The sequence below is a fragment of the Kribbella speibonae genome (assembly GCF_004331375.1).
GTDB lineage: Bacteria > Actinomycetota > Actinomycetes > Propionibacteriales > Kribbellaceae > Kribbella > Kribbella sindirgiensis.
The window spans coordinates 645,116-670,501 of the sequence record NZ_SJKC01000001.1; the positions used below are offsets into that span (position 1 = coordinate 645,116).

23 protein-coding genes are annotated in these 25,386 nt (G+C 68.3%); 15 read left to right on the plus strand and 8 right to left on the minus strand.

Features of this window, described 5'->3' with window-relative positions:
* Positions 1-283 precede the first annotated feature (283 nt).
* Positions 284-1,669 (minus strand): S8 family peptidase, encoded by a 1,386-nt coding sequence (locus tag E0H92_RS03310; RefSeq protein ID WP_131495335.1) that lies wholly within the window; start codon positions 1,667-1,669, stop codon positions 284-286.
* A 247-nt stretch (positions 1,670-1,916) separates the two neighbouring features.
* Between E0H92_RS03310 and E0H92_RS03315 the strand changes: the two genes are divergently transcribed.
* The gene (locus E0H92_RS03315; RefSeq protein ID WP_238173297.1) at positions 1,917-2,648 is read left to right on the plus strand and encodes a GntR family transcriptional regulator; all 732 of its coding nucleotides are present in this window, start codon (positions 1,917-1,919) and stop codon (positions 2,646-2,648) included.
* Positions 2,645-3,961: an MFS transporter gene (locus E0H92_RS03320; protein ID WP_131495337.1), complete on the plus strand. Its 1,317-nt coding sequence runs from the start codon at positions 2,645-2,647 to the stop codon at positions 3,959-3,961. Before E0H92_RS03315 ends, E0H92_RS03320 begins: the two co-directional genes overlap by 4 nt.
* On the opposite strand, the gene E0H92_RS03325 is transcribed toward E0H92_RS03320, so the two are convergent.
* Positions 3,958-4,527 (minus strand): hypothetical protein, encoded by a 570-nt coding sequence (locus E0H92_RS03325; protein ID WP_131495338.1) that lies wholly within the window; start codon positions 4,525-4,527, stop codon positions 3,958-3,960. The two genes, E0H92_RS03320 and E0H92_RS03325, sit on opposite strands and share 4 nt — an antisense overlap.
* Positions 4,528-4,687: 160 nt before the next feature.
* On the opposite strand from E0H92_RS03325, the gene E0H92_RS03330 reads away from it, so the two are divergent.
* From E0H92_RS03330 to E0H92_RS03345, 4 genes are all read left to right on the plus strand, one after another.
* The gene (locus E0H92_RS03330; protein WP_131464374.1) at positions 4,688-5,677 is read left to right on the plus strand and encodes an ATP-binding cassette domain-containing protein; all 990 of its coding nucleotides are present in this window, start codon (positions 4,688-4,690) and stop codon (positions 5,675-5,677) included.
* Positions 5,674-6,489 carry an ABC transporter permease gene (locus tag E0H92_RS03335; RefSeq protein ID WP_131495339.1) on the plus strand — a complete coding sequence of 272 codons (816 nt, stop codon included), beginning with the start codon at positions 5,674-5,676 and terminating at the stop codon, positions 6,487-6,489. Before E0H92_RS03330 ends, E0H92_RS03335 begins: the two co-directional genes overlap by 4 nt.
* Positions 6,490-6,636: 147 nt before the next feature.
* Positions 6,637-7,059: a PPOX class F420-dependent oxidoreductase gene (locus E0H92_RS03340; protein ID WP_238152958.1), complete on the plus strand. Its 423-nt coding sequence runs from the start codon at positions 6,637-6,639 to the stop codon at positions 7,057-7,059.
* Between the two features lie 35 nt (positions 7,060-7,094).
* Complete coding sequence (locus E0H92_RS03345; RefSeq protein ID WP_131464380.1) at positions 7,095-7,538, plus strand: VOC family protein; 444 nt, start codon at positions 7,095-7,097, stop codon at positions 7,536-7,538.
* Here the strand turns inward: E0H92_RS03345 and E0H92_RS03350 are convergent.
* The gene (locus E0H92_RS03350) at positions 7,535-8,887 is read right to left on the minus strand and encodes a serine hydrolase domain-containing protein (RefSeq protein WP_131464383.1); all 1,353 of its coding nucleotides are present in this window, start codon (positions 8,885-8,887) and stop codon (positions 7,535-7,537) included. The two genes, E0H92_RS03345 and E0H92_RS03350, sit on opposite strands and share 4 nt — an antisense overlap.
* A 251-nt stretch (positions 8,888-9,138) precedes the next feature.
* Between E0H92_RS03350 and E0H92_RS03355 the strand changes: the two genes are divergently transcribed.
* Positions 9,139-12,381, plus strand: a complete 3,243-nt coding sequence (locus E0H92_RS03355) for an AfsR/SARP family transcriptional regulator (protein WP_165549679.1) — start codon at positions 9,139-9,141, stop codon at positions 12,379-12,381.
* Here E0H92_RS03355 and E0H92_RS03360 read toward each other — a convergent pair.
* Together E0H92_RS03360 and E0H92_RS03365 are read right to left on the minus strand one after the other, a co-directional pair.
* A complete protein-coding gene (locus E0H92_RS03360; protein WP_131464389.1) occupies positions 12,378-13,004 on the minus strand; it encodes a TetR/AcrR family transcriptional regulator in 627 nt (208 codons plus the stop codon). The two genes, E0H92_RS03355 and E0H92_RS03360, sit on opposite strands and share 4 nt — an antisense overlap.
* Positions 13,005-13,091: 87 nt before the next feature.
* A complete protein-coding gene (locus E0H92_RS03365; RefSeq protein ID WP_131495340.1) occupies positions 13,092-13,619 on the minus strand; it encodes a DinB family protein in 528 nt (175 codons plus the stop codon).
* 137 nt (positions 13,620-13,756) lie between these two features.
* Between E0H92_RS03365 and E0H92_RS03370 the strand changes: the two genes are divergently transcribed.
* On the plus strand, positions 13,757-14,446 hold the full coding sequence (locus E0H92_RS03370; RefSeq protein ID WP_131495341.1) for a hypothetical protein: 690 nt from the start codon (positions 13,757-13,759) through the stop codon (positions 14,444-14,446).
* Here E0H92_RS03370 and paaK read toward each other — a convergent pair.
* The 3 genes from paaK to paaI are packed head-to-tail and all read right to left on the minus strand — an operon-like array spanning position 14,443 to position 17,373.
* Positions 14,443-15,741: a phenylacetate--CoA ligase PaaK gene (gene paaK / locus E0H92_RS03375; RefSeq protein ID WP_131495342.1), complete on the minus strand. Its 1,299-nt coding sequence runs from the start codon at positions 15,739-15,741 to the stop codon at positions 14,443-14,445. The two genes, E0H92_RS03370 and paaK, sit on opposite strands and share 4 nt — an antisense overlap.
* A gap of 8 nt (positions 15,742-15,749) precedes the next feature.
* Positions 15,750-16,952, minus strand: coding sequence for a 3-oxoadipyl-CoA thiolase (gene pcaF / locus E0H92_RS03380; protein WP_131495343.1), 1,203 nt, complete (start codon positions 16,950-16,952; stop codon positions 15,750-15,752).
* On the minus strand, positions 16,942-17,373 hold the full coding sequence (paaI, locus tag E0H92_RS03385) for a hydroxyphenylacetyl-CoA thioesterase PaaI (protein ID WP_131464402.1): 432 nt from the start codon (positions 17,371-17,373) through the stop codon (positions 16,942-16,944). The genes pcaF and paaI overlap by 11 nt, the downstream gene beginning before the upstream one ends.
* A 71-nt stretch (positions 17,374-17,444) precedes the next feature.
* Between paaI and paaN the strand changes: the two genes are divergently transcribed.
* The 7 genes from paaN to E0H92_RS03420 all read left to right on the plus strand — a co-directional run bounded on the left by paaN (position 17,445) and on the right by E0H92_RS03420 (position 25,372).
* Positions 17,445-19,115, plus strand: coding sequence for a phenylacetic acid degradation protein PaaN (gene paaN / locus E0H92_RS03390; protein WP_131495344.1), 1,671 nt, complete (start codon positions 17,445-17,447; stop codon positions 19,113-19,115).
* Complete coding sequence (locus E0H92_RS03395; protein WP_131495345.1) at positions 19,108-20,493, plus strand: serine hydrolase domain-containing protein; 1,386 nt, start codon at positions 19,108-19,110, stop codon at positions 20,491-20,493. Before paaN ends, E0H92_RS03395 begins: the two co-directional genes overlap by 8 nt.
* Entirely contained in the window at positions 20,490-21,008 is a 519-nt protein-coding gene (locus E0H92_RS03400; RefSeq protein WP_131495346.1) for a flavin reductase family protein, read from the plus strand. Before E0H92_RS03395 ends, E0H92_RS03400 begins: the two co-directional genes overlap by 4 nt.
* Positions 21,009-21,018: 10 nt before the next feature.
* Positions 21,019-22,050 (plus strand): zinc-dependent alcohol dehydrogenase family protein, encoded by a 1,032-nt coding sequence (locus tag E0H92_RS03405; protein ID WP_131495347.1) that lies wholly within the window; start codon positions 21,019-21,021, stop codon positions 22,048-22,050.
* A gap of 201 nt (positions 22,051-22,251) precedes the next feature.
* The gene (locus tag E0H92_RS03410; protein WP_131464417.1) at positions 22,252-23,526 is read left to right on the plus strand and encodes an ABC transporter substrate-binding protein; all 1,275 of its coding nucleotides are present in this window, start codon (positions 22,252-22,254) and stop codon (positions 23,524-23,526) included.
* A 44-nt stretch (positions 23,527-23,570) separates the two neighbouring features.
* Positions 23,571-24,470, plus strand: a complete 900-nt coding sequence (locus E0H92_RS03415; RefSeq protein ID WP_131464420.1) for a carbohydrate ABC transporter permease — start codon at positions 23,571-23,573, stop codon at positions 24,468-24,470.
* Positions 24,467-25,372 carry a carbohydrate ABC transporter permease gene (locus tag E0H92_RS03420; protein ID WP_131495348.1) on the plus strand — a complete coding sequence of 302 codons (906 nt, stop codon included), beginning with the start codon at positions 24,467-24,469 and terminating at the stop codon, positions 25,370-25,372. Before E0H92_RS03415 ends, E0H92_RS03420 begins: the two co-directional genes overlap by 4 nt.
* The last annotated feature ends 14 nt before the right edge of the window (positions 25,373-25,386 follow it).

The following is a 25,386-nucleotide window of genomic DNA, read 5'->3' on the forward strand; positions in this document are numbered from 1 at the left end:
CTCCCTGCCAGACGACAAATCACCCGACCACGCCGAGTCGCACCTCGACCCCGGCAATCCACACATGCGTCACAAAAGCCGAAATAACCTGTTCAACCCCACCACCACACCGGCCACCGCACCACAACATCCGTCGAACAGCACGAGCGCGGCCCGGCGGAGCCGGAGATAGATCAGTCGCGCCGGAGGCGTGTCCTTTGAGGGCGCGCGGCACCGACCACAGTTCCCCGCGCACCACAGTCCGCTGTGAGCGGGGGTCCCGGGCGGGGGACCCCCGCTCGGCTTAGCGGGTTACGGCGTCTAGGGCGTCGGCGATGCCTTCGCCGTAGAAGGCGTTGTTGGTGGTGGTGCCGGTGCAGCGGGGGTCGGGGGTGGTGGGGCAGGCGGTGTCGTCGGCTTCGCGGTCGAGGGCGCGTTCGATGTCGCGGGGGCCCCACCACGGGTGGGTGGACTTCATCAGGGCGGCGATGCCGGCGACATGCGGCGACGCCATCGACGTACCGCTGAACTTGGCGTAGCCGCCGGGGACTGTGGACAGGATCGAGCTGCCGGGGGCGGCGACGTCGATCTTGTGCAGGCCGAAGTTGGAGAAGCTGCTCTTCACGCGGTCCACGGTGGTGCTGGCGACGGTGATGACGCCGGGGAGCTCGGTGGGCATGTCGAGGCAGTCGTTGTTGATCGTCCGCGTGACGGCGGTCGAGTCGTTCGGGCTGTTGGAGTCCGTCGTCTTGTTGGACAGGTCGTAGTTCGAGTTACCGGCGGCCGCGACCGAGAGCGTGCCTTGGCCGGTCGCCCACGCGTACGCGCGCCGTACGGCTTCCTGTACCGCGCCCTGGTCGCCGTTGTCCTTGCACCAGAACTCGTACGGGTCGATGAAGTAGCTGTGGTTCGTGACGGCCATCCGGTGCTGCGCGGCCCACACGATCCCGCAGATCGAGTACTCGGGGTAGATGTAGCCGGCGTCGTTCACGACCTTGACGGACGCGATCCGTACGCCGGGCGCGACGCCGACGATGCCGACGCCGTTCCGGGCCGCGGCGACTGTGCCGGCGACGTGTGTGCCGTGTGCGCTGGTCGTCGGCCGCCAGGCGCCCGTGGTGGTGTCCGGTACGCCGTTGTTCACGCAGCTGACCGAGTCGGCCGCGTCGAAGTTCGGTGCGAGGTCGGGGTGGGTGTCGTCGACGCCGCTGTCGTTGATGCCGACCAGCACCTTGCGGGAGCCGTCGGTGACCGCGTGCGCCTGGTCCGCCTTGATCTGGACCATGTCCCACTGCTCGCCCTCGCGCGGGTCGGCGACCGGAGTCGCGTCGGCGAGGTCGTTCGAGTTCAGCCCGCCGGGGCCTTCGCTGACCGCGGCGGTCCGGGTGGCGCCGACGGATTGCACGTCACGCACACTGCGGACCTTGGTCTTGAAGTCCGGGTTCGTCGACTGCGCGACCACCACGCCGAGCTGCTTGTACGAGACCAGGACGGTCCCGCCGGCAGCCTTCACCGCGTTCTCGGCCTTGCGGACGTGACCCGGCGTGGCTTTCGTGTTGACCACGTAGTTCATCAGCGGGCCGGGAGCCGGGTCGGCTTGCGCCGTGGTTGCGGCGCCCAGGGACACACACGCCAGGGCGATGGCTGAGAGGCCGGCCGCCAATCGGCGGGGGCGGGACGTTCGGGACAAGATGCCTCCTCGGGGCTGGCCGGGCGGACGGGCCCGGTATGCCGAGACCTTAGGACGGATTCGCGACCCACGGAGTCCTTCATCCACAACGCAGGGGAAACCCTGCATCACGCTCAGTTCCCCACACCCTGTGGATCAGCCTGTGGATAACTCGTGGAAAAGTTGGGGAATACCCGGCCGAAGCGGTGGATTGAGTTGTGTGTAAGATAGATACAACAGAGATACGAGCCGTATGGGTGGGAGTTCAGTGGTAGGCGGGGACCCGGCGCAGGCGCCGGATGCGTTGGTATTGGGTGACGAGACCGCGGAGATCGCTCGCGTGGTCGTCGAGGCGGCGCCGGGGGTGGAGAAGATCCCCGCGGCCGAGCGCGTGTACGCGTACGTGAAGGCCGCGATCCTGGACCGGGTCTATCCCGGCGGCGAGCTGCTCACCGAGGGTGAGCTGGCCGCCGCGGTCGGCGTTTCCCGTACGCCGGTACGCGAGGCGCTGCTCCGCCTCGAGGAGTCCGGCCTCGTCAAGCTGTACCCGAAGCGCGGCGCGCTCGTCCTGCCGGTTCTGCCACAGGAGATCGACGACGTCCTCGAGGCTCGCGAGCTGATCGAGACGCACGCGGCCGCCAAGGTCTGGCCGCGGCGCAAGCGACTGGTCGAGACCCTGACCGCGCGCGTCGACGAGATGCGCGCGCACCGCAAGACGGGTGACGCGAAGAGCTTCCTGGAGGCCGACCGGGCTTTCCACGAGGCCATCGTCGATGCCGCCGGCAACCAAATCCTGGCGAAGCTCTACAACAGCCTGCGGGACCGTCAGGTCCGGATGGGCGTGCCCGGGATCGAGGTCCAGCCGGTCCGGATGGACAAGTCGATCACCGCGCACCAGGAGATGATCGACGCGCTCGGCGGCAACAGCGTCAAGCGCTTCCGGGAGCTCGTCGTCGCGCACATCGACACGGCCGCGACGGATCTGCGGGGCACTCGGTGACCGAACTCCTCTTCCCCCTGGGCGGTCGGCGAGCCTGGGCGGTGTGGGCCACTGCTGTCCTCACGTACCTCGTGACCGTGCTGCACCGCGGCTCGATGAGCGTGGCCGGCCTCCAGGCCGCGGAACGCTTCGACATCTCCGCCTCCGCTCTGGCGAGCTTCACCGTCGTACAGCTGACGGTGTACGCCGCTATGCAGGTCCCCGTCGGCGTACTACTCGACAGGTACGGCTCCAAGCGCCTCCTGATCACTGCGTCCGGTCTGCTGTTCCTAGCGCAGTCAGCGTTCAGCCTGGTCGACTCGTACCCCGCTGCGCTCGCCGCACGCGCCGTACTGGGTGTTGGCGACGCCCTGGTTTTCATCAGCGTGCTGCGCGTGGTCATGTCATGGTTCCCCGCGCTACGGCAGCCGGTGATGTCTCAGGCGACCGGAATGCTCGGTGGTCTCGGAGCGATCATGTCGACCGTTCCGATGGCCGCTGCCTTCCATGCCTTCGGCTGGACGACCACGTTCGCCAGTGCGAGCGTGCTGAGCCTCCTGGCCGGTCTGCTCGTGCTGTTCCTCATCAAGGACTCGCCGTACGACGAACCGCTCCGCCGCGCCAAGCAGCCGCTGCACGAGGTCAAGAGGAACCTGCGCCGCGCCTGGCAGGAGCCGGGTACGAGACTCGGGCTGTGGACGCACTTCACCACCAGCTTCTCCGGCAGCACGTTCGGCCTGCTCTGGGGCTACCCGTTCCTCGTGCAGGGACAGGGCCTCGCTCCGACGACCGCTGCGGCCATGCTGATCATCCCAGTGCTGGCGGGGCTCTGCTACGGCCCGCTCGTCGGGCGGTACGCCGCCAAGTTCCCGTTCTACCGCTCCTGGATCGTGCTGGCGGTGATCGCGGGCTCGGTCGTGATGTGGACCGTCGTACTGCTCTGGCCGGGTCGTGCGCCGTTGCCGGTGCTCCTGGCGCTCATCGTCGTACAGGCGGCCGGCGGACCGGGGTCGATGCTCGGACTGGACTACGCGCGGACGTTCAACCCCACAACGCGGTTCGGTGCGGCCAACGGGATGGTCAACACCGGCGGGTTCATCGCCACCCTGATCTGCATCGGCATGGTCGGCGTACTGCTCGACACGTCGTCAGGTGGTGCACCGATGGCGATCGACGACTTCAAGTTCGCCCTGGCGTTCCAGTACGTGCTGTGGGCAATCGGCACGCGGCAGATCCTCAAGTACCGGCGGAAGGCCCGCGGCAACCTGGCGCGGTACAACCCCGAGGCCTACCAGGCCCTGCTCGCCAACGAGATCGTCCCGCTGAAGGGCTAACCCTGCTTGTGGACATGCGGTTCGAGAACCGTACGTAGCTGACGTGAGGAGGGCCTGCTCTCCTCTTCCGAGTGACCCGTGCCGGTCGTTCGCAAGAACGTCTGGCATGGGTCCGCGTCCTCCTTCAGCACGTTGCCGACGAACCCGTTCCCTGCGACCCGCGACTCCGCCAGCTTCTTGCCAGACCGCGCCTCGTACACCAGGACGGAGTACAGGCCCTGGTACAGGTCGATGGTCCGTCCTCCCTTCGAGTACTCGCACCGCTTGACGAACCCGCCGCGCTCGACCCGGTTGACACAGCTGACCAGCTGCACCGCAGCCGGGTCCTCCGGGAACCACACGCGGATCTCCGGGTCGTCGCTGGGCAGTGAGACGCCGCCGTTCACGATCTCGATCGGATGCGGAGAGGGACCCTGGTACGCCGCTGCCTGGTCGAAGGACCGTGGTGACTCGCACATGCGGTCGTAGTCCGCGACCTTGAACGGCTCCGGCTCGAACACGACGTACCCGATCGCCCCTGCGGCGACCACTGCCACCGCGACCCCCACCACAGCACCACGTCGCACGGGCCACCCCTCACGGTCGAACGCGAACAGCCGCGAAACAGCACCGTACTGGCACGGAAGGGGCGTCGCCTGTCACGGCCTGTCAGCCGAGTGCCAGAGCGGTGCCAGGGCCACGCGGCACGGTAGTCCCAGTGCAATGCAGAGTCCTGGGAGGAACCCGATGACCACAACGAACCAGGTCGCCATCGAGGCGGTCGGTCTGGTCAAGAAATATGGCAGTACGACCGCGCTGGCCGGCGTCGACCTGAGCGTGCCGACCGGCACGGTTCTCGGCGTCCTCGGGCCGAACGGCGCCGGCAAGACGACCGCGGTCCGCATCCTCGGCACGCTGCTCCGGCCGGACAGCGGCCACGCCACCGTCGGCGGGTACGACGTCGTCCGGGAGGCCGGCAAGGTCCGGAGCATCATCGGCCTGACCGGGCAGTACGCGAGTGTCGACGAGGACATGTCCGGCCGCCGCAACCTGATCATGATCGGCCGCCTGCTCGGCTACTCGCGGACGCAGTCCCGGGCCCGGGCGGACGAGCTGCTGGAGCGGTTCGAGCTGGTCGACGCCGGTGACCGGATCGCGAAGACGTACTCCGGCGGTATGCGCCGCCGGCTCGACCTGGCCTCGAGCCTGGTCGGCAACCCGAGCATCCTGTACCTGGACGAGCCCACGACCGGTCTGGACCCGCATGCCCGCAACGGCGTCTGGGAGACGGTCCGCAACCTGGTGCTCGACGGGACCACGGTGCTGCTCACCACGCAGTACCTGGAAGAGGCCGACGCGCTCGCCGACTCGATCGTCGTGTTCGACAAAGGCTCCGTGGTCGCGAACGGGCGGCCCGCCGAGCTGAAGGCGCAGGCGGGCAAGCAGTCGCTGGACGTGCGCCCGGCCGAGCCGGCTCACCTCGAGCGGGTCGCCGCGATCGTCGCCGAGTCGGTCGGTACCCGGCCGTCGGTCGACGTGGTGAACACGCTGGTCAGTGTCCCGGTGACGGACGGTTCGTCGATGCCGGTCGTCGTACGGCGGCTGGACGAGGCAGGGATCGCGGTGACCGAGTTGTCGCTGCGGCTGCCCAGCCTGGACGAGGTGTTCCTGGCCTTGACGGGCCACACCGCCGAAGAGAAGAAGTCCGACGCCGTCCTGGAAGGAGCGAGCCGATGAGCACCGCAACCCTTGAACCCGCCGCCCACCTGGGCCACCGGTCCCGGCCGTTCGCCTGGGTGCAGCAGAGTCTGACCCTGGCCTGGCGGAACATCGTCCGGATCCGGCAGAACCCGGAAGCCCTGGCGGACGTGACGTTCCAGCCGATCATCTTCCTGGCGCTGTTCCTGTTCGTGTTCGGTGGGGCGATCTCGCAGGGCGGCGGCTGGCGCGGGTACCTGCCGCAGCTGCTGCCCGGCCTGCTCGTCCAGACCGTGGTGTTCGCGACGATGGGCACCGGGGTCGGGCTGAACGACGACTTCGCCAAGGGTGTCTTCGACCGGTTCCGCAGTCTGCCGATCGCCAGGATCTCGCCGCTGATCGGTGCGGTCCTCGGCGACGCGGTCCGGTACTCGCTGTCGATCACCGTCTTGATGGTGAGCGGCTTCGTGCTCGGTTTCCGTTTCGACAACGGGGTCGGCAACGGCCTCCTGGGCATGCTGATCGTGCTGCTGTTCGCGCTGTCGATGTGCTGGATCTGGGTCTGGCTCGGCCTGGTCATGAAGACCGCCCAGGGCGTGCAGGGCATCGCGTTCCTGGTGATGTTCCCGCTGACCTTCGGCAGCAACATCTTCGTCCCGGCCAGCACGCTGCCCGATTTCCTGCAGGCGTTCGTCAAGGTCAGCCCGATCACGTACCTCGTGGACACCGAGCGGGCCCTGATGAGCGGCGGAGCACTCCAGAAGCCGTTGCTGATCACGCTGGCCTGGATGGTCGGCCTGGTCGCGGTCTTCGCCCCACTGGCGATCCGCGCGTACCGCCACCGTACCTGATCACCTGATCACCTGAGGGGCCGGGGAAGTCTCCCCGGCCCCTCGCCGTTTCATCGCCTGTGGCGATCGCATCGATCGGAAACCATCGCTTTTCCGCATGCTCCCGTCGAACCTAGTGTCGTTGCTGAACCGAAAGGGGAGCTACCGATGACAACCATGACCACTGACGAATGGCGGTCCTTCGTGTCCGAGGGGACGAGACTTGCTCACGTTGCGCTCACACGTGCCGACGGGCGGCCGCATGTGACTCCGGTGTGTTTCGTTCTCGAGGGCGACGAGCTCGCGTTCGCGCTGTCGCCCGGGAGCGTCAAGGGCAAGAGCCTGGCGCGTGATTCCCGCATCGCGGCCTGTGTCAGCGACGACGTACAGCCGTACAGCTTCGTGACCATCGAAGGAGCCGCACGCATCTCGGCCGATCCGGACCAGGTGAAACTCGTGGGCGCGGGGATCGCCGACCGCTACTACCCCGGGCAACCCGCGGAGCAAGTGGCCGAAGCGTTCGTCCAGGGCGGCTTCACCGCAGTACGCATCGACATCGCGAACGTCATCGCCCGATCCGGTCTCGGCTGAGCAGAACTGTCCATGGCGTCCAGCAGAGTGTGGGTATGACGACCAACTGGACGCTCACCATCGACTGTGCCGATCCGGCGCTGGTCGCACGTTTCTGGTGTACGGCGCTCGGCTACACGCAGGCGGATCCGCCGGAGGGCTGGGACACCTGGGAGGACTGGCTCACCGACCTGAACGTCCCCAAGGACGAGTGGAACGACGGCGCGTCGATCTCCGACCCGAACGGCGTCCTCCCGAAGATCTCGTTCCTCAAGGTCCCCGAGCCGCGCACCGTCAAGAACCGTCTGCACCTGGATCTCCAGGTAGCCGGCGGCCGCGCCGTACCCCAGTCTGTCCGCGAACAACGCATCCGCAGCACCGGCGACACCCTGATCGCCGCCGGCGCCACGCTCGTCCGGGAGATCCCGATGGACAACTCCACAACCCTCGACCACCTGTGGATGCAGGACCCGGAGGGCAACGAGTTCTGCGTCGTCTAACCCGGGTTGATTTCGCCGAAGGACAAGGGCTCGCGGGTGCAGAGATAAGTTGCCCAATGCAACTTTACCGGCGTTCCGGAGGAGTCGCGGGTGATCCGGAGGAGTTCGCCGGTCTCGCGGCCGGAGACGGTGCGGTAGGTGTCTTCGGAGACGCGTTCGAAGACGGCGGGGGACTGGTACTCGGCGGCCGCGGGCGACTTGGCTTCGAGGACGCCGTTCTTCACGGAGAAGACGAACGGGCTGCCTTCGGTGAACCACGTGCCGAGGACGCCGGCGAGTTCGGCGGGCACCTCGGTGCCGGGGACCCAGGCCTCCGGCGGGAGCGGGTCGTCCTCGAGGACCTTGATGATCAGGTCCGTGGCCAGCGCGCTGGGCGCCGGCGACGACGTCGCGCCGAACAGTGCGATCCCCGCCGTACCGGACGCGCGGTCGACGAACGTCGACGTGATGTGGCCGGGCATGCCGCCGTCGTGGCCGACGAACAGCCGGTCGCCGCGGCGCAGCAGCATGAACCCGAGCCCGAACGCGAGCTGCCACCGGTCCACGTCGGCCATGATCTGCACCTGGCACATCTCGTCCAGCGTGTCCTTCGACAGCACCTCGTCGACCGGGTTCGCGACGAACATCGCCCACTTCGCCAGGTCCTCCGCGGTCGACGCGAGCCCGCCGCACGCGTCCATCGCGCCGATGTCGAGCAGCGGCTCGCGCACCGGTACGTCGGTCCACGGCGGCACGTAGTACCCGGTCTGCGCGGGCCCGCCGTCCATGCCGACCGTCGTACGGCGCATCTCCAGCGGGTCCAGGATCCGTGCCTTCACCGCGTCGTACCAGGACCGGCCGTCGATCCGCGCGACGATCTCGCCGAGCAGCGAGAACACCAGGTTCGAGTAGTGGAACCGGTGGTGCGGCTTGCCGATCCGCTCCGCCCCGTTCCAGCCCGGCACGAGGTCCTCGCGGGACGGGAACTTCATCAGGTCCCACACGTCGCCGACCGGTTCGCGCTGCATCCCGCTGGCGTGGCTGAGCATCTGCCGGACGGTGATGCCCTCGTGTTTGCTGTCCGGGATCAGCTTCTCGATCGGGTCGTCGAGGCTGAGCTTGCCCTCGTCACGCAACGCCATGACCGTCACCGCGGTCAGCGTCTTGCTCTGCGACGCGATCAGGAACTGCGAATCCGCGGTCGGCGGTACGCCGGGATTCTCCAGGTCGGCCGACCCGACCCCGGTAGACCAGGCAAGCGACCCGGCGCGGGCAACAGCCCCCACCACCCCGGGCACCCGGCCCTTCGATTGACGTTCGGCGACGATACGAGAGAGCGCGACCTGCGTCTGCGCAGCGATTTCAGTCACGACTCCCGACCCTAGAGGGTGTCTGGGGACTCTGCACCTGCTGCGCGGCGCTCGGCGGGCGCATCGCCGCGTTGGAGGAAGGGGCACGGAGAACCCCACTCCGAGCCCCTTCCTCCGCCTTGCGCTGCACTCCGCCGAGCACCTGCTCGCGACGGTGCAGAGCCCCCAGACACCCTCTAGGCCGCCGGAATGACAAAAGGCACGGGTGTTTGGTCGGGCGGATGTGCGAGGCTGGTGGGGTGCGCATAGCGGTGCTTGGGCCTCTCGCGATGTGGGCGGCCGATGGGACTCCGCTCGACATCCGCGGGGTCCGCCTGCGCGGATTGCTCGCCCGTCTGGCGTTGAGCGCGGGCCGGCCGGTCAGCGTCGAGACCTTGGTCGACGGGCTGTGGGGCAGTGAGGCTCCGAGTGCGAACGCGCTGCAGTCGCTCGTGTCCCGTCTGCGGGCCGGCCTGCCGGCCACCGAGTCGAGCATCTCCGTCCAGTCCGGCCCAGCGGGTTACACGCTGACGATCGGCCCGGACTGTGTCGACGCCCTCCAGTTCGAGGAGCTGGTACGGCGGGGGCGTGCGCTCCTCACGTCCGACCCGGAGCAGGCGCACGTGCTCCTCACGCAGGCCGAGAAGCTGTGGCGCGGCGACGCCCTCACCGACCTGCGCGACCTCCCATTCGCCGCTGTCGAGGCAGACCGGCTGGCCGAGCTGCGACTCGCCGCCTCGGAGGACCAGGCCGAGGCCGCCGTCAGCTGCGGTCACGCCCGCGACCTGATCACCGACCTCGAACAGCTCGCCGTCACCCACCCGCTCCGCGAGCGCCTGCACGAGCTCCTCATCCGCTCCCTGTACGCCGACGGCCGCCAGGCGGAAGCGTTGGCGGCGTACGAACGTGTCCGCACCACGCTGGCTGACGAACTGGGAGCCGACCCCGGCGCCCGTCTCCGCGACCTTCACGTCTCGGTGCTGCGGGGTGACGCGGTAGACCCGACTGCGAAGACAGCCTCTGTACCAGCGCCGGTAGCGCCCCGCAGCAACCTGCGTGCGCCGTTGACGAGCTTCGTCGGCCGCCGTGAGGACGTCGCGGAGCTGACCCGGCTGCTGAGCAACGGGACCCGTCTGGTGACCATGGTCGGACCAGGCGGCGCCGGCAAAACCAGACTGGCCACTGAGACCGGTAGAACGCTGGTAGGCCAGTCAGGTGACGGCATCTGGTTCGTAGAGCTCGCACCACTCGGTGACGCGGCCGACGTGGCACCTGCGGTCCTGTCCACCCTCGGTGCCAGCGAGTACGTCGACATGGCCCCCGCACGCCTCGCGCCCAAGCACATCCCGACCAGCCGGGCTGCGACGCTGCGACTGGTCGAGGTCATCGGTGACCGTCGCATCCTGCTCGTGTTCGACAACTGCGAACACTTGGTCCAGGAGGTCGCAGGACTCGTCGACTCGCTTCTCGCCTCCTGTCCGCGGTTGCGGGTGCTGACCACGAGCCGTGAGCCGTTGAGCATCCCCGGCGAGCACCTGCATCCGGTCGGCCCGCTCGGCATGCCCCCGGAGGACGCGCCCACCGACGAGTACCCGTCGGTGCAGTTGTTCGTCGACCGCGCCCGCGCCGTACGTCCTGACTTCCAGCTGACCGACGCCAACCGGGAGGCGGTCGCCGAGATCTGCAGGCGGCTCGACGGGATGCCGCTGGCGATCGAGCTCGCGGCAGCTCGGCTGCGGGCGCTCAACCCGCCGCAGATCGTGGACCGGCTCGCTGACCGCTTCCGGCTGCTGACCAGCGGCTCCCGGACCGCACTGCCTCGTCACCAGACCCTGCGGGCTGTGGTGGAGTGGAGCTGGGACCTGCTGGACCCTGACGAGCAGGCAGTCGCCCGGCGGCTCTCACTGTTCTCAGGCGGCGCAACGCTCGAGGCGGCCGAGCAGATCTGCAGCGACGAGACCATCCCGCCGGAGTCCGTGCTCGGCGTCCTCGCATCCCTTGTGGACAAGTCACTTGTCGAGGCGGCGGCCGACCAACGGTCCGTGCGCTACCGGATGCTCGAGACGGTTCGTGCGTACGGCGCCGAGCAGTTGAAGGCCTCAGGTGAGTACGACCGCTTCCGGCACGCGCACACGACGTACTTCAGCCGCATGCTCCGCAAGGCACGGCCGAAGCTGCGGACTGGTGAGCAGATCGAGTGGATCGCCCGGCTGACCGCCGACAACGAAAACCTGATCGACGCGCTCCGGACAGCGATCGACATGGGGTCGGCGCGGGTCGCCGTTCAGATGGTCGCCGTACTGGGTGAGTACTGGACGATGAGCGGCCGCCCGGCCGAAGCGGTCAGCTGGATGCAGGCAGCCCTCGCCGTACCGGGCAAGAGCGTTCCGCTGGACAAGGCCGAGGCCCTGTACCTGCTCGCCCTCGGCCGGATGTCCACCGAGGAGGACCCGGCCACGTCGTTCCGGCAAATGATCCGCGGACTCGCCACGGTCCGCTGGATGACCCGGCGGCACCGGATCCTTGTCGATTCCGGCATCGGCCTGTTCACCAACGCGGTGTGGGCGGCGATCCGGCGGGACAAGGCGACCTGCTTCGCCGAGCTCGAGGCCGCGGGCCGGCATCCGGATCCGTGGATCCGGAACATGGGCGTGATGACCGGCGCGATGTTCCGCGAGAACGAAGGCGAGGTCGACGAGATGGCGGCCAACCTCACCATCGCGCTCGAGGGCTTCCGCGAGCTCGGCGACCGCTTCGGTACATCGATGGCGCTGCGCGGACTCGCCGGCTACCAGGCCAGCAACGGTGAGCACGCGCAGGCACTGGAGTCACTGACCGAGGCACTCCGGCTGGTCGAGGAGCTCGGTACGACGGAAGGCGTCGCGCAACTGCTCGGCGGCTGCGCGATGAGCCGGACCGAGCTCGGCGACCACGACGGTGCCCGCGCCGATCTGGAGCAGGCGCTGCGGCTGTCCGAGGAGACCGGCTCGCGTGGCGGGCAGGCGATGGCGTACATGGGGCTCGCACGGCTGGCGCACCGCACCGGTCGCTTCGAGGAGGCGAAGGAGCTGGCGGAGCGCGGCTACTCGATGCTCGACCTCGCGGCCGAGCACGTGGCACCGCACGGACTGGCCGCACTCCTGTCGCAGCTGAGCCGGATCTACGCGGCCACCGGCGATGTCGAGGAGGCGCAGCGCTGCGGCCGCGAGGCGATCCAGCTGGCGCTCGGCACGGAGGACATGCCGGTCGCGGCGACCGTTGTCGAAGCTGCGACGGACGCGCTCGTCGCGGCCGCGGGCAACCGCACAGCCGAGCTGGCGGTCGCTGCCCGCACGCTCGGTCTCGCGGCCGCGATCAAGGGCATGCGGGCGATCCCGGACGCCGACGTACAACGTCTCGTCGACGGCCTCCGTGATGCCCTGGGCAACGAACAGTACGAGACGGCGTACGGCGAAGGCGCTGCCCTGACCCGCGTCGACGCGGTCGCCGAACTCCGGAAGCGCTTCGTGGACTAAGCCGTGATCAGCTGGACCGCCAGGTCGCGGAGGGACTGCTGGACGTTCTGCTCCGGTGGGCGCGGGTCGGCGAGCATCCAGTCGTAGACGACGGTGTTCACCGCGCCGAAGAATGCCAGCGCGAGGAACCGGAAGTCCTTGCGCTTGATCTCGCCGCGCTCGACCGCGGAGTCGCCCAGGGCCTGGACGTTGCGGATCAGCAGCTCCCGGAACGCGATCCGCTGTTCCTCGACCGCCGGGCTGGTGCCGACCACCTCGACGAACGAGATCCGGGCCTGCCGGAGGTCGGCCATGATGGTGCGCAGGTACGAGTCGACGGCCGCGGCGATCCGCTCCCGGACCGGCCGGTCGGCGGTCCGGCGGAGCGCGTCCCCGGTGGTCCGGACCGCGGTCTCGATCACCTGCGCGTGCACCGCGAGGAGCACCGCTTCCTTGTTCTGGAACTCGTGGTAGAAGTGCCGCGTGGACACTTTCGCCTGTGTGCACAGGCGTTCCACGGATGTCGCCGGATATCCTTCGGTCCCGAAGAGTTCGAGCGCGGCAGCCAGTAGCCGTTCCCGGCGCGCGGCCTTCCACTCCTCGACTGACCGCCCGGAATAACGGCGTACGGAGGGTTCCCTCATCACACCTCTTGTCGCTACCCCGTGCCAGATGCCGGACATCCTATCCACCCCTCGGCCCGGGCGTAACCGGGTCACCGCCCTCGACTCTCAGCCCAGCTTGGTGTACCCCGTCGCGCCGTCGATCAGCTCCCGGATGATGTCCAGATGACCGACGTGCCGAGCGGTCTCCTCGATCATGTGGCAGAGCACGTACCGCAGTGAGGCGGCTTCACCTTTGCCGGCGTACGGACCCTGTTCGACGGTGTCCAGCGAGAGGTCCGCGATCGTCTCGTTGGAGCGCGCGCACTCGGCGTCGTACTCGTCGAGCAGTTGGGCGATCGGGACATCGTCGACGAGCATCTCCGCGTCCGGGTGACCGCCCTCGGTCCACGGCGTCTGTCCGGTGTCGGGCACGCCCATCACGTTGAGCTGGAACCAGGAGTACTCGTTCCAGCGCAGATGCGCGACCAGTCCGGCCGGGGTCATCAACGGCGAGGTCGGCACAACCTTGCGATGGGCATCTTCTTCGCTGAGCCCGGCGCACTTCATCCGGACGAAGGAACGCTGCAGATCGAGCCATCCGATCAACTGCGTGCGCTCGTCACCGGTCAGCGGAGGGCGTCGTACGTCGGTCATGTGCGCGCACCGTACAGCCCACTTTGGGAACCCACCAACCATTTTCGGCGGGCGAAAGTGGTTGGTGGGTTCCCAAAGTCGGCTGGTGGGGTGGCATGCTCGGTGCGTCGGCGACCGCCTTTGGTGAGGGGTGAGACGTGGATCCACGGTTCGACCTGCCCTTGTACACGCGGGCTGAGGCCGCGCTGCATCTCGGGCTGCCGGCCACGACGCTCGGGGACTGGCTGCGGTCGGGAGCGCTGGAGGCGAGCAGCGGGAGCCGCGGCGAGCCGACGATCACGTTCGCGGGTCTGGTCGAGACGCACATGCTCCGGCACCTGCGTCGTACCGGCCTGTCCTTGCACGCGATCGGTGAAGCCGCCATCGCCCTGCGCTCCCGGGCCGGCCGCCGCTATCCACTGGCCTGGTCGGGCCTCGCCCACGACGGCCGCGATCTGCTGGTCGAGATCGCCGCCGAGGGCCGCGAACAGGGCTGGGAACGGATCCGCGACAGCCAGGGCGGATTCCCCGGCGTCCTTCGCCGCGGCTCGGCCGCGATCGGCTGGTCCGACGACGGGTACGCCGGAACGCTCCGGCTCGTGATCTACCACGACATCGACGTGATCGTGGACCCCGAACGCTCCCACGGCCGCCCGATGGTGGACGACGTCCAGGTAGAAGACGTCATCACCCAGATCCGCACCGGCACCCCCTACCGAGACATCGCCACCAAGTTCAACCTCGAAGACTTCGAAGTAGAAGCCCTCGTCCGCCCCCACATCCGCCCACCCGCCTTCCACAAGGCACGCCCCCAGGACCCCCAGACCGAGCTGCCAACCCTCGGCTAGCGGCGGTCGTCTCTGATGCGTTTGGCTTTGCCGAGGGAGCGTTCCAGGGCGTGGGGTGGGAGGACCTCGACGGATGCGGTGACGCCTACTCGGTCTTTGATTCGGTGGGCGAGGGTGGTGGCGGCTGTGGTGGGGTCGGTGAAACCCGGGGCGCCTTCTACCTGGACTGTTAGTTCGTCCAGGCGGTGGGGGCGGGTGAGGATGCAGAGGTAGTGCGGGGTGAGGCCTTCGACCAGGAGGATCTGTTCTTCGATCTGGGTGGGGAAGACGTTGACGCCGCGGACGATCATCATGTCGTCGGTGCGGCCGGTGATCTTTTCCATCCGGCGCAGGCCGGGGCGGGCCGTTCCGGGGAGCAGGCGGGTCAGGTCCCGGGTGCGGTAGCGGAGTACCGGGAAGGCTTCCTTGGTCAGTGTGGTGAAGACCAGTTCGCCTTCGGAGCCGTCGGGGAGGACTTCGCCGGTGACCGGGTCGATGATCTCCGGGTAGAAGTGGTCCTCCCAGATGTGCAGGCCGTCCTTCGTCTCCACGCATTCCTGCGCGACGCCCGGACCCATCACCTCGGACAGGCCGTAGATGTCGACGGCGTGGATGCCGGTGCGTTCCTCGACCTCGGTGCGCATCTGTTCGGTCCACGGTTCGGCGCCGAAGATCCCGATCCGCAGCGACGTGTCCCGCGGGTCGAGGCCGCGCGCCTCCATCTCGTCGACGATCGAGAGGAAGTACGACGGCGTGACCATGATGACCCGGGCGCCGAAGTCGCGGATCAGGTCCACCTGCCGTTCGGTCATCCCGCCGGAGACCGGTACGACGGTGCACCCGAGCCGCTCGGCGCCGTAGTGCGCGCCCAGTCCGCCGGTGAACAACCCGTACCCGTAGGCGACATGACAGACATCGCCCGCGCGCCCACCGGCCGCGCGGATCGATCGCGCCATCAGATCGGCCCAGTTGTCGAGGTCACGTCGGGTGTACCCGACCACCGTCGGCTGCCCCGTGGTCCCGGACGAAGCATGCACCCGCACCACTTCGGTCCTGGGCACCGCGAACATGCCGAACGGGTAGTTGTCGCGCAGGTCCTTTTTCGCGGTGAACGGCAGCCGCGAAAGATCCTCCAACGACTGCAGGTCACCGGGTTTGAAGCCGACCGAGTCCAGCGCGGCCTGGTAGTGCGGGACGTTCTCGTAGGCCCGGCGTACCGTTGCCTGCAGCAACGACAGCTGACGGGACCGCAGTTCGTCGACGGACAGCTGTTCGCCGGCGTCGCGCAGTTCCAACGGGCAGGCATCACCCAGCATGACGACTCCTAAGGACGGGCGAGCAGGGTCGCGATGCCCTGGCCGACGCCGATGCACATGGTGGCCAGTGCGTACCTGGCGTCGCGGTGGCAAAGCTCCAGGGCCGCGGTGAGTGCGAGGCGGGCGCCGGACATCCCCAGTGGGTGGCCGAGGGCGATGGCGCCGCCGTTCGGGTTCACGTGCTCGGCGTCGTCGGGCAGACCGAGCTCCCGCAGTACGGCGAGCGACTGCGCCGCGAACGCCTCGTTCAACTCGATCACGTCGATGTCGGACAACGCGACGCCGGTGCGCTCGAGCAACTTCCGGGTCGCCGGCGCCGGTCCGATCCCCATGATCCGGGGCGGTACGCCGGCTGCCGCCGTCCCCACGACCCGCGCCAGCGGCGTCACGCCGTACCGCTCCACGGCCTCCCCGCTCATCACGAGCAAGGCAGCCGCTCCGTCATTCACCCCGGACGCATTCCCGGCCGTAACAGTCCCGGGCGATCGAAACGGAGTCTTCAAACCCGCGAGCGCTTCGAGGGAGGTCTCGCGCGGATGCTCATCGGTATCAACCACGGTGACCGCTCCGCGCTTGCCCGGTACGTCGACCGAGACGATCTCCTCAGCCAGCCGCCCGTTCGCCTGCGCCTTCGCGGCCCGCTGCTGCGAGCGCAACGCGAACAGATCCTGGTCCTCGCGACTGATCGCAAACTCGAAAGCCACGTTCTCGGCCGTCTCCGGCATCGAGTCGATCCCGTACTGCGCCTTCAGCGCCGGGTTCACGAACCGCCACCCGATCGTGGTGTCGAAGACCTCCGCCTGCCGCGCGAACGCGGTCGTTGCCTTCGGCATCACGAACGGCGCCCGCGACATCGATTCCACGCCGCCGGCCACCACGATCTCGTTGTCCCCGGCAATGATCGACCGGGCGGCGGACGCGACCGCGTCCAGGCCCGATCCGCAGAGCCGGTTGATGGTCGTCCCCGGGACCGAGTCCGGCAGCCCGGCGAGCAGGACCGCCATCCGGGCGACGTTCCGGTTGTCCTCGCCGGCCTGGTTCGCGCAGCCGAGGATCACGTCGTCGATCCGGGCCGGGTCCAGCGCGGTCCGGTTCAGCAGGGACGAGATCGCGTGCGCGGCGAGATCGTCGGGGCGGACCATGGCGAGCGCACCGCCGTACCGCCCGATCGGCGTCCGGACGCCGTCCACGAGAAACGCCTCACGACTCATGTGTTTCCTCCGAAAGGATGGTTCCGGACAGTTGGCGGCTGCGGCCGCGGAACTCGGCGATCACCTCGTCGTCGCGGGTGACCGTGATGTCGTAGATCGCGTTCCGGCCGAACCTGGTCCGCTCCCGGGCCTCGGCGACCAGCAGGTCGCCGCGGTGCGCCGGGGCGACGAACACGATGTCGCACGCCTGCGCGACCGTGACCTGGTTGCGCGAGTTGCAGGCGAACGCGAACGCCGAGTCGGCCAGACAGAACACGAATCCACCATGCGCGATCCCGTGCCCGTTGACCATGTCCTCGCGCACCGGCATCTCGAGCCGCGCCGTACCCTCGCCGACCGCCACCAGCCGCATACCCAGCCCGGCGCTGGCGGTGTCCTCCGCCCACATCGCCGCGGCCACGCGCGCCGCCAAGTCGTCCATGCGTTGCCCAATCGAGAAGAGCCTTGTGACACCCTAGTACGAATCGCGTCAACGACTGTAACATCGCCCTCATGACCGCAGACCTGCTCTCTTCCCACCGCGAGCGCCTCAACGGTGCGCTGAAGGCGATCCACGACCGCGGCTACCACTCCGCGTTCCCGGAGTCCCCGAGCCCCCGGGTGTACGGCGAGACCGCGGCGGCCGACGGCAAGGCGGCCTTCGAGGCCCACCTCGGTACGACGTACGCGCTCGAGATCCCCGGATCGCGCGGCACCGTCGTCACCGAGCAGTCGCCGTACGGGATCGCGCTGGACGTCTCGTACCCGCGGGTCGTCGAGGACGGTCTGGACGAGCTGCTCGCCGCCGCGCAGCAGGGGCTCGCGGACTGGCGCCGGGCCGGGATCGACGGGCGGACCGGGGTCACGCTGGAGATCCTCGACCGGCTGCACAAGCGGATCTTCGAGCTCGCGAACGCGGTCCAGCACACCAGCGGTCAGGCGTTCGTGATGGCGTTCCAGGCCGGCGGCGCGCACGCGCTGGACCGGGCGCTGGAGGCGGTCGCGTACGCGTACGAAGAGATGGGCCGCTACCCGGCGACGGCGACCTGGGAGAAGCCGGCCAAGGGCGACCCGATCCGGATGGAGAAGACGTTCACGGTCACAGGCCGCGGCGTCGCGCTCGTGATCGGCTGCAACACGTTCCCGACCTGGAACTCCTGGCCGGGCCTGTTCGCCTCGCTGGTCACCGGGAACGCGGTCGTCGTGAAGCCGCACCCGCTGGCCGTGCTGCCGCTGGCGATCACCGTCGAGGTCTGTCGCGAGGTGCTCGCCGAGGCCGGTTTCGACCCGAACCTGGTCACCCTGGCCACCGAGCGCGCCGGCGACGGCCTGGCCAAGCCGCTGGCGACCCGGCCCGAGGTGAAGCTGATCGACTTCACCGGCGGCAGCGAGTTCGGCGAGTGGCTGGAGCAGAACGCGACCCAGGCGACGGTCTTCACCGAGAAGGCCGGCGTGAACGCGGTCCTCATCGACTCCACGGACTCCTTCAAGGCGCTCTGCAACAACCTCGCCTTCACCCTGAGCCTGTACTCCGGCCAGATGTGCACCACCACCCAGAACCTGTTCGTCCCGGCCGGCGGGATCGAGACCGACGAGGGGCACAAGTCCTTCGAGGAGGTCGGCGCCGCACTCGCCACGGCGATCAGCAAGCTGCTCGGCGACGACGCCCGCGCGGTCGAGATCCTCGGCGGCATCGTGAACCAGGCCGTGATCAGCCGCCTCGACCTCGCCCCGGAGTACGGCGACGTCGTGCTCGAGTCCCGCGCGATCCAGCACCCTGCGTTCCCGGAAGCGGTCGTCCGTACGCCGCTGCTGGTGGCGATCGACGCCGACGACGCCGAGGTGTACGGGCGCGAGTGCTTCGGCCCGGTCTCGTTCCTGGTCAAGACGGCCGACACCGCGCAATCGATTGACCTGTTCCGCTCGACCGTCACCGAGGGCGGCGCGATGACCGCCGGGATCTACTCGACCGACTCCAAGGTCCTGGACGAGGCCCGGGACGCGGCCCTGGACGCCGGCGTCGCGCTGTCCGAGAACCTGACCGGCCAGGTGTTCGTCAATCAATCGGCTGCTTTCAGCGATTTCCACGGCACCGGTGCGAACCCGGCCGCCAACGCGACATACACCGACGGCGCATACGTTGCGAGTCGCTTCCGAGTCATTCAATCTAGGCGTCATGCCTGATGATCTGGAATCCGCCGCCACTCTGACCGAGGCACTCGCCTACTACGACAGCTGGCTGGCGTTCAACCAGCGGTATCAGCGGGTGCCTGGCGTCCAGGTCGCGGTGTACGCCGGCGACGCGATCGCGTTCTCGGCGTCGTACGGGCTGGCGGACGTGGAGAACGACGTACCGCTGACCGACCAGCACCTGTTCCGGATCGCCTCGCACTCGAAGACGTTCACCGGGACCGCCATCCTCCAGCTGGTCGAGCAGGGCCGGCTGCGGCTGGACGACAGGGCGTCGCAGCACGTCACCGAGATCGTCGGTACGCCGGTGGGCGAGCGGACCGTCCGCGAGCTGCTCGCGCACGCCGGCGGCGTGACCCGGGACAGCCTCGACGCGAACTGGTGGCAGTTGTCGACAGCCTTCCCGGACCGCGATCAGCTGCTCGACGTGCTGCGGGCCGAGTCGTCGGCCGTGATCGCGGAGAACGAGCGCTTCAAGTACTCGAACATCGGCTACGGCCTGCTCGGGCTCGTCGTCGAGGCGGCGAGCGGTACGCCGTACAACTCCTACGTCCAGACCGCGATCGTGGACAAGCTCGGGCTGTCGGGCCTCGGTCCGGAACTGGATCCGGCCCGGCTGAACGAGTACGCCGCCGGGTACAGCGCGCTGGCGTACGCCGACACGCGCGTTCCGATCGAGCACGTCGACACCCGCGCGCTGGCCTCGGCGACCGGGTTCTTCGGCAACGCGCGCGACCTCGTGACGTACTTCTCCGCGCACCTGCCCGGTGACAACCGGCTGCTGTCGGACAAGTCCAAGCGCGAGATGCAGCACCCGCTGTGGACGACCGGGGCGGACGAGAAGGCGCGGTACGGACTCGGTCTCGCGGTCACGAAGGTGGGCGAGCGGGAGGTGTTCGGCCACGGCGGCGGGTACCCGGGCCACATCACCAGGACCCTCGTCGACCCCGAGCAGCGGATCGTCGTCTCGGTGCTGACCAACGCGATCGACGGGCCCGCGTCGCAGCTCGCGGAAGGTCTGTTCAGGCTCCTCGACCTCGCCGCGTCGAAAGACCGCGGTGACGGCGACCTCGCCCGCTTCACCGGCCGGTTCGCGAACCTGTGGGGTGTCACGGACTTCGTCGTCATCGGCGGCCGCCTCTACGCGACCGACCCGTCCGGCCCGAACCCGGCGGAAGAGCCGCAGCCGCTCGAGGCGGACGGCGACACCCTCCGCGTCACCGGCGGCAACGGCTACGGCTCGTACGGCGAGTCGTACCGCTTCACCTTCGACGCCGACGGCGCGATCGAGTCCGTCCACGGCTCCAGCGGCCTGACCCTGCACCCCATCGACACCTTCACCCTTCCAGGGAGGGTTACCGTGGCCCCGTGACCATTCACGGTGACCACCCGTTCCTTCCGCCGGAGTCCGAGCGGAGTCCGGTACGGCGGTTGCGAGGACGGCTGGCGTCGCCGGTCGGGTTGTGGACGACGGAGTACGACGGGAAGCGGGCCGGGCTCACGGTGTCGTCGATGCTGGTGGCCGACGGCGAGCCCGGGTACGTGATCGGGCTGCTCGACCCGGACTCGGACCTGTGGGAAACGTTGCGGGAGGCAAGGACCGCGGTGGTGTCGCTGCTCGGCGAACCGCACCGCCAACTGGCCGACGCGTTTGGGTACGTCGCCCCCGCGCCAGGCGGACCGTTCCGGATGATCGACTGGACGGACACCGCCTGGGGCCCAGTGCCCGTCGGCGTCAGTACCTGGGCCGGCTGCACCCTCGTCGACCCCGACCCACCTGAAGTGGGATGGGGCGTGCAGGTGCAACTCGAGATCGCTCACGTGGAGTTCGCCGCGGACGACGTACCGGCCCTGGTCCACCGCCGCGGACGGTACGTGACGATCTAACCTGGGCTTCATGCGAGCCACAGTGATCCACGGAGCGTTCGACGTACGGCTGGAAGATCGTCCGGACCCGAGGATCGACGGGCCAGGGGACGCGGTGGTCAAGGTTGTTGCCTCGTGCATCTGTGGGTCGGACCTATGGCCGTACCGCGGCGAGAATCCGGTCAAGAAACCGCGACCGATCGGGCACGAATTCGTCGGGATCGTCGAGGAGATCGGGTCCGAGGTCCGCACGGTCAAGCCGGGTGACTTCGTGGTCGCGCCGTTCGTGGTGAGCGACGGGACCTGCCCGCACTGCCAGGCCGGTTACCAGACTGCCTGCCAGAACCTCGTCGGGTACGGCAGCGGTAAGGCGGACGGTGGCCAGGGCGAGTACGTGAAGCTCCCGTACGCCGACGGCACGCTGGTCGCGACACCCGAGGTACCCGACGACTCGCTCGTCCCGTCGCTGCTGACGCTGTCCGACGTGATGGGTACCGGGTGGCACGCGGCGCGATCGGCGCGGGTGAAGGCCGGCGACACGGTCGTTGTCGTGGGCGACGGCGCGGTCGGGCTGTGCGGCGTACTCGCGGCCTCGCGGATGGGCGCGGAGCGGGTCGTTGCCCTGTCGCGGCATGAACCGCGGCAGAAGCTGGCGAAGGAGTTCGGTGCCACGGACATCATTTCCGAACGTGGCGACGCGGCGCGGGACGCCGTCCTCGAACTCACCCGGGGCGTCGGTGCGGACGCCGTACTCGAATGCGTCGGGACGAAGCAGTCGATGACGACCGCGTTCGAGGTCGCCCGGGCCGGGGCCACGGTCGGGTTCGTCGGCGTACCGCACGGGGTCGAGGTGCCGATCGGAACGATGTTCAGCCGGAACGTCGGCCTGAACGGCGGGGCGGCGCCGTGCCGCGCGTACCTTCCGGACCTGATGGCCGACGTCCTGGCCGGTGCGATCGATCCCGGCAAGGTGTTCGACGCGCAGATTCCGCTCGCCGAGGTCGCCGACGGCTACACGGCCATGCACGAGCGGCGGGCGATCAAGGTACTGCTCCGTCCCTGAGCGTTTGCGCAACGCAGTTGCGCGCGAAGGCCGTTCGAACAACGAATGTGCGCGCTCTCACACTGTCAAGGTGCGCGGGGTCACGGCTGCGCAACGCGCCTGCGCAGATCGTTGACACCCGGTGCGTGCCGTCCCAGAGTTGCACCGTCAAGGGGGCATCGTTGTCACAGGCGGCTCCATCTATTGATCGGAGAGTGAATCATGCGTGGTGGTCTGAGTAAGACCCTGGCGCTGGTGGGCGCGGCGGGTCTTCTCGCGGTGAGCGCCTGCGGGAACAGCGACGACAGCGGCGGCGACTCGTCCGCGAACAAGGACGTCACTGTCTTCACCTGGTGGGCCGACGGTGGCGAGAAGGCCGGGCTGGACGGCATGGTCTCGGTGTTCAACACCGACTGCAAGGACTACAAGTTCGTCAACTCCGCCGTCGCCGGCGGCGCGGGCTCGAACGCCAAGCAGGTGCTGGCGAACGACCTGCAGGCCGGTAAGCCGCCGTCCACGTTCCAGGCGCACGCCGGTGCGGAGCTGAAGGACTACATCGACGCCGGCCAGGTCGACGACGTCAGCCAGCTGTACAAGGACTTCGGGCTGGACAAGGCGTTCCCGCAGAACCTGATCGACAACCTGACCGTCGACGGCAAGATCTACTCGATCCCCGCCAACGTTCACCGCGCCAACGTGGTCTGGACGAACCCGACCGTCTTGAAGAAGGCGAACCTGGACGCCGCCACGGCTCCGGCCAGCGTGGACGCGTGGATCGCCGACATGGACAAGCTGAAGGCCGCCGGTGTGAAGGCACCGCTGGCCATCTCCAAGGGCTTCGCCCAGGAGATGGTGATGGAGGTCGTACTGCTGGCCGAGCTCGGACCGGACAGCTTCAAGGGTCTGTTCGACGGCAAGACCGACTGGGCCGGCGCGAACGTGACGGCGGCGCTGAACAAGTACAAGAAGCTGCTGAGCTACACCAACACCGACCGCGAGAACATCGACTGGCCGGACGGGCTGGGGTACCTGAACAAGGGCCAGGCCGCGTACTTCGTGATGGGTGACTGGGTCGCCGCGCAGCAGTTGGCCGACAAGGTGCCGGACACGGCGTACACCTACTGGCCGTCCCCGGGTACGGCGGGCGACTTCCAGTTCCTCTCCGACTCGTTCACGCTGCCGACCAACGGTGCGGACCCCGACGGTGCGAAGTGCTGGCTGAAGACGGTCGGCTCGGCCGAGGGCCAGAAGGCGTTCAACACCAAGAAGGGCTCGATCCCGGCGCGCTCGGACGCGAACCCGGCCGACTACCCGAAGTACCAGCAGTCGGCGATGGCGGACTGGAAGAAGGACAAGATCGTCCCGTCCTGCGCCCACGGTGCCGCCTGCACCCTCGGCCAGAACAACGACATCCTGTCCGCGCTCAGCCAGTTCAGCGGCAGCCAGGACGTCGCGAAGCTGCAGACCGCACTCGGTACCGCGATGAAGACGAGCTGATGCACGTCGAGTTGCGGAACCGATCCGAGTTGGAGGACTGAGCGGTGCACGGAAGAATTCGCACCTGGGGACCTGGAGCCCTGGTGCTGCTGCCGACCGTGCTGCTGCTCGGGTACTTCGTCTACGGGCTGATCGCGTGGTCCTTCAACACCTCGCTGACGAACCGGCACACCGCTCGCAAGGGCCCGGCGGACTACGTCGGGTTCGAGAACTACGGGCACCTGTTCGGTGAGGAACGGTTCATCAACTCGCTGAAGAACCTCGGCGTGCTCACGGTGGCGTTCATCGTGGGCACGCTGATCTTCGGTCTGCTCTGGGCACTGCTGCTGGAGAAGGGCGTGCCCGGCGAGTCGATCTTCCGGTCGGTCTACCTGTTCCCGATGGCGATCTCGATGATCGCCTCGGGTGTGGTCTGGGGCTGGTTGCTGAACTCGTCCCAGGGCGAGGACGCACGCGGCCTGAACCGGTTGTTCGAGATCCTCCATCTGAATTTCCTGGAGAATCCGTGGTGGACCGCGGGGAGTAGATGGACGACGATGGCGTCCATCGCGCTGCCCGCGGTCTGGCAGCTGTCCGGATACATCATGGCGCTGTTCCTGGCCGGTTTCCGGGGCATTCCGCCGGAGCTGCGCGAGGCGGCCCGGGTGGACGGCGCGTCGGAGTTCAAGCTGTACCGGCACGTGCTGTTCCCGCAGTTGTCGCCGATCGCGCTGTCCGCGCTGATCATCCTCGGGCACATGTCGCTGAAGCTGTTCGACCTGATCTACGCGATCACCGGGCCGAACCAGTTCCGTACCGAGGTGCCCTCGGTCTACATGTGGAACACCTTGTTGCGCAGCGACCAGGCCAAGGCGGCCGCGATCGCGATCGTGCTGCTGGCAGTTGTCGCAGTCCTGGTCATTCCGTACATCGCGTACACCGTCCGGCAGGAGAACGAGGAATGAGCGCCGAGACCGCCGACGTCACCGGCCACGCCGCCGCGGCGATCCGGCGGAAGCCGCAGAAGCGCGGTGTGATCGCGGACGGGTCGACCCGCCGCAGCAGGACCGTGCGGTACATCCTGCTGCTGTTGTTCCTGCTGTTCGTGCTGACGCCGGTGTACGTCGTACTGATCACTAGCTTCAAGACCTCCGGTGACACCACGGCTGCCGACCAGTGGAACCTGCCGAAGGAATGGACGCTGGAGCCCTGGCGCAAGGCCTGGGACGTCCTGCAGCCGTACATGATCCGGTCGCTGTCGCTGGCGATCCCGGCCGCGATCATCTCGTCGCTGATCGGATCCGCGAACGGGTTCGTGCTGGCCCGCTGGCGGTTCCCCGGAGCGAACATCGTGTTCGCGTTCATCCTGTTCGGCATGTTCATCCCGTACCAGGCGGTGATGCTGCCGCTGCGGACGACGTTCACCGAGCTGGACGTGACCCGGGGCGTACCGACGCTGATCCTCGCGCACTGTATCTACGGTCTGCCGATCTGCACGCTGATCTTCCGGAACTACTACGCCACGATCGTGCCGAACGAGATCATCGAGTCGGCCCGGGTGGACGGCGCCGGGCTGGTCCAGACCTACCTCCGGATCATCCTGCCGATCTCGATCTCCGGGTTCGTGGTGACGCTGATCTGGCAGTTCACCTCGGTCTGGAACGACTTCCTGTTCGCGTTGTTCCTCACCCAGCAGAACAACGGCCCGGTGACCCTGGGCCTGGCAGCGCTCGCCGGCGGCCAGAAGGTCGACTACGCGGCGAGTATGGCGGGCGCGCTGATCACGTCGTTCCCGACGCTGCTCGTCTACATCCTCCTGGGACGCTGGTTCATCGGCGGCCTGATGGCCGGCGCCCTCAAGGGCTGATCTACACCGTCTTT

Coding starts and splice junctions, on each gene's coding strand:
- paaK (WP_131495342.1), bottom strand. CDS start 15,741: ATGCTGGGTGATGCCTGCCCGTTGGAACTGCGCGACGCCGGCGAACAG.
- E0H92_RS03335 (WP_131495339.1), top strand. CDS start 5,674: ATGAGCACCGCAACCCTTGAACCCGCCGCCCACCTGGGCCACCGGTCC.
- paaN (WP_131495344.1), top strand. CDS start 17,445: ATGACCGCAGACCTGCTCTCTTCCCACCGCGAGCGCCTCAACGGTGCG.
- pcaF (WP_131495343.1), bottom strand. CDS start 16,952: ATGAGTCGTGAGGCGTTTCTCGTGGACGGCGTCCGGACGCCGATCGGG.
- E0H92_RS03420 (WP_131495348.1), top strand. CDS start 24,467: ATGAGCGCCGAGACCGCCGACGTCACCGGCCACGCCGCCGCGGCGATC.
- E0H92_RS03365 (WP_131495340.1), bottom strand. CDS start 13,619: ATGACCGACGTACGACGCCCTCCGCTGACCGGTGACGAGCGCACGCAG.
- E0H92_RS03395 (WP_131495345.1), top strand. CDS start 19,108: ATGCCTGATGATCTGGAATCCGCCGCCACTCTGACCGAGGCACTCGCC.
- E0H92_RS03410 (WP_131464417.1), top strand. CDS start 22,252: ATGCGTGGTGGTCTGAGTAAGACCCTGGCGCTGGTGGGCGCGGCGGGT.
- E0H92_RS03345 (WP_131464380.1), top strand. CDS start 7,095: ATGACGACCAACTGGACGCTCACCATCGACTGTGCCGATCCGGCGCTG.
- E0H92_RS03340 (WP_238152958.1), top strand. CDS start 6,637: ATGACAACCATGACCACTGACGAATGGCGGTCCTTCGTGTCCGAGGGG.
- E0H92_RS03405 (WP_131495347.1), top strand. CDS start 21,019: ATGCGAGCCACAGTGATCCACGGAGCGTTCGACGTACGGCTGGAAGAT.
- E0H92_RS03330 (WP_131464374.1), top strand. CDS start 4,688: ATGACCACAACGAACCAGGTCGCCATCGAGGCGGTCGGTCTGGTCAAG.
- E0H92_RS03360 (WP_131464389.1), bottom strand. CDS start 13,004: ATGAGGGAACCCTCCGTACGCCGTTATTCCGGGCGGTCAGTCGAGGAG.
- paaI (WP_131464402.1), bottom strand. CDS start 17,373: ATGGACGACTTGGCGGCGCGCGTGGCCGCGGCGATGTGGGCGGAGGAC.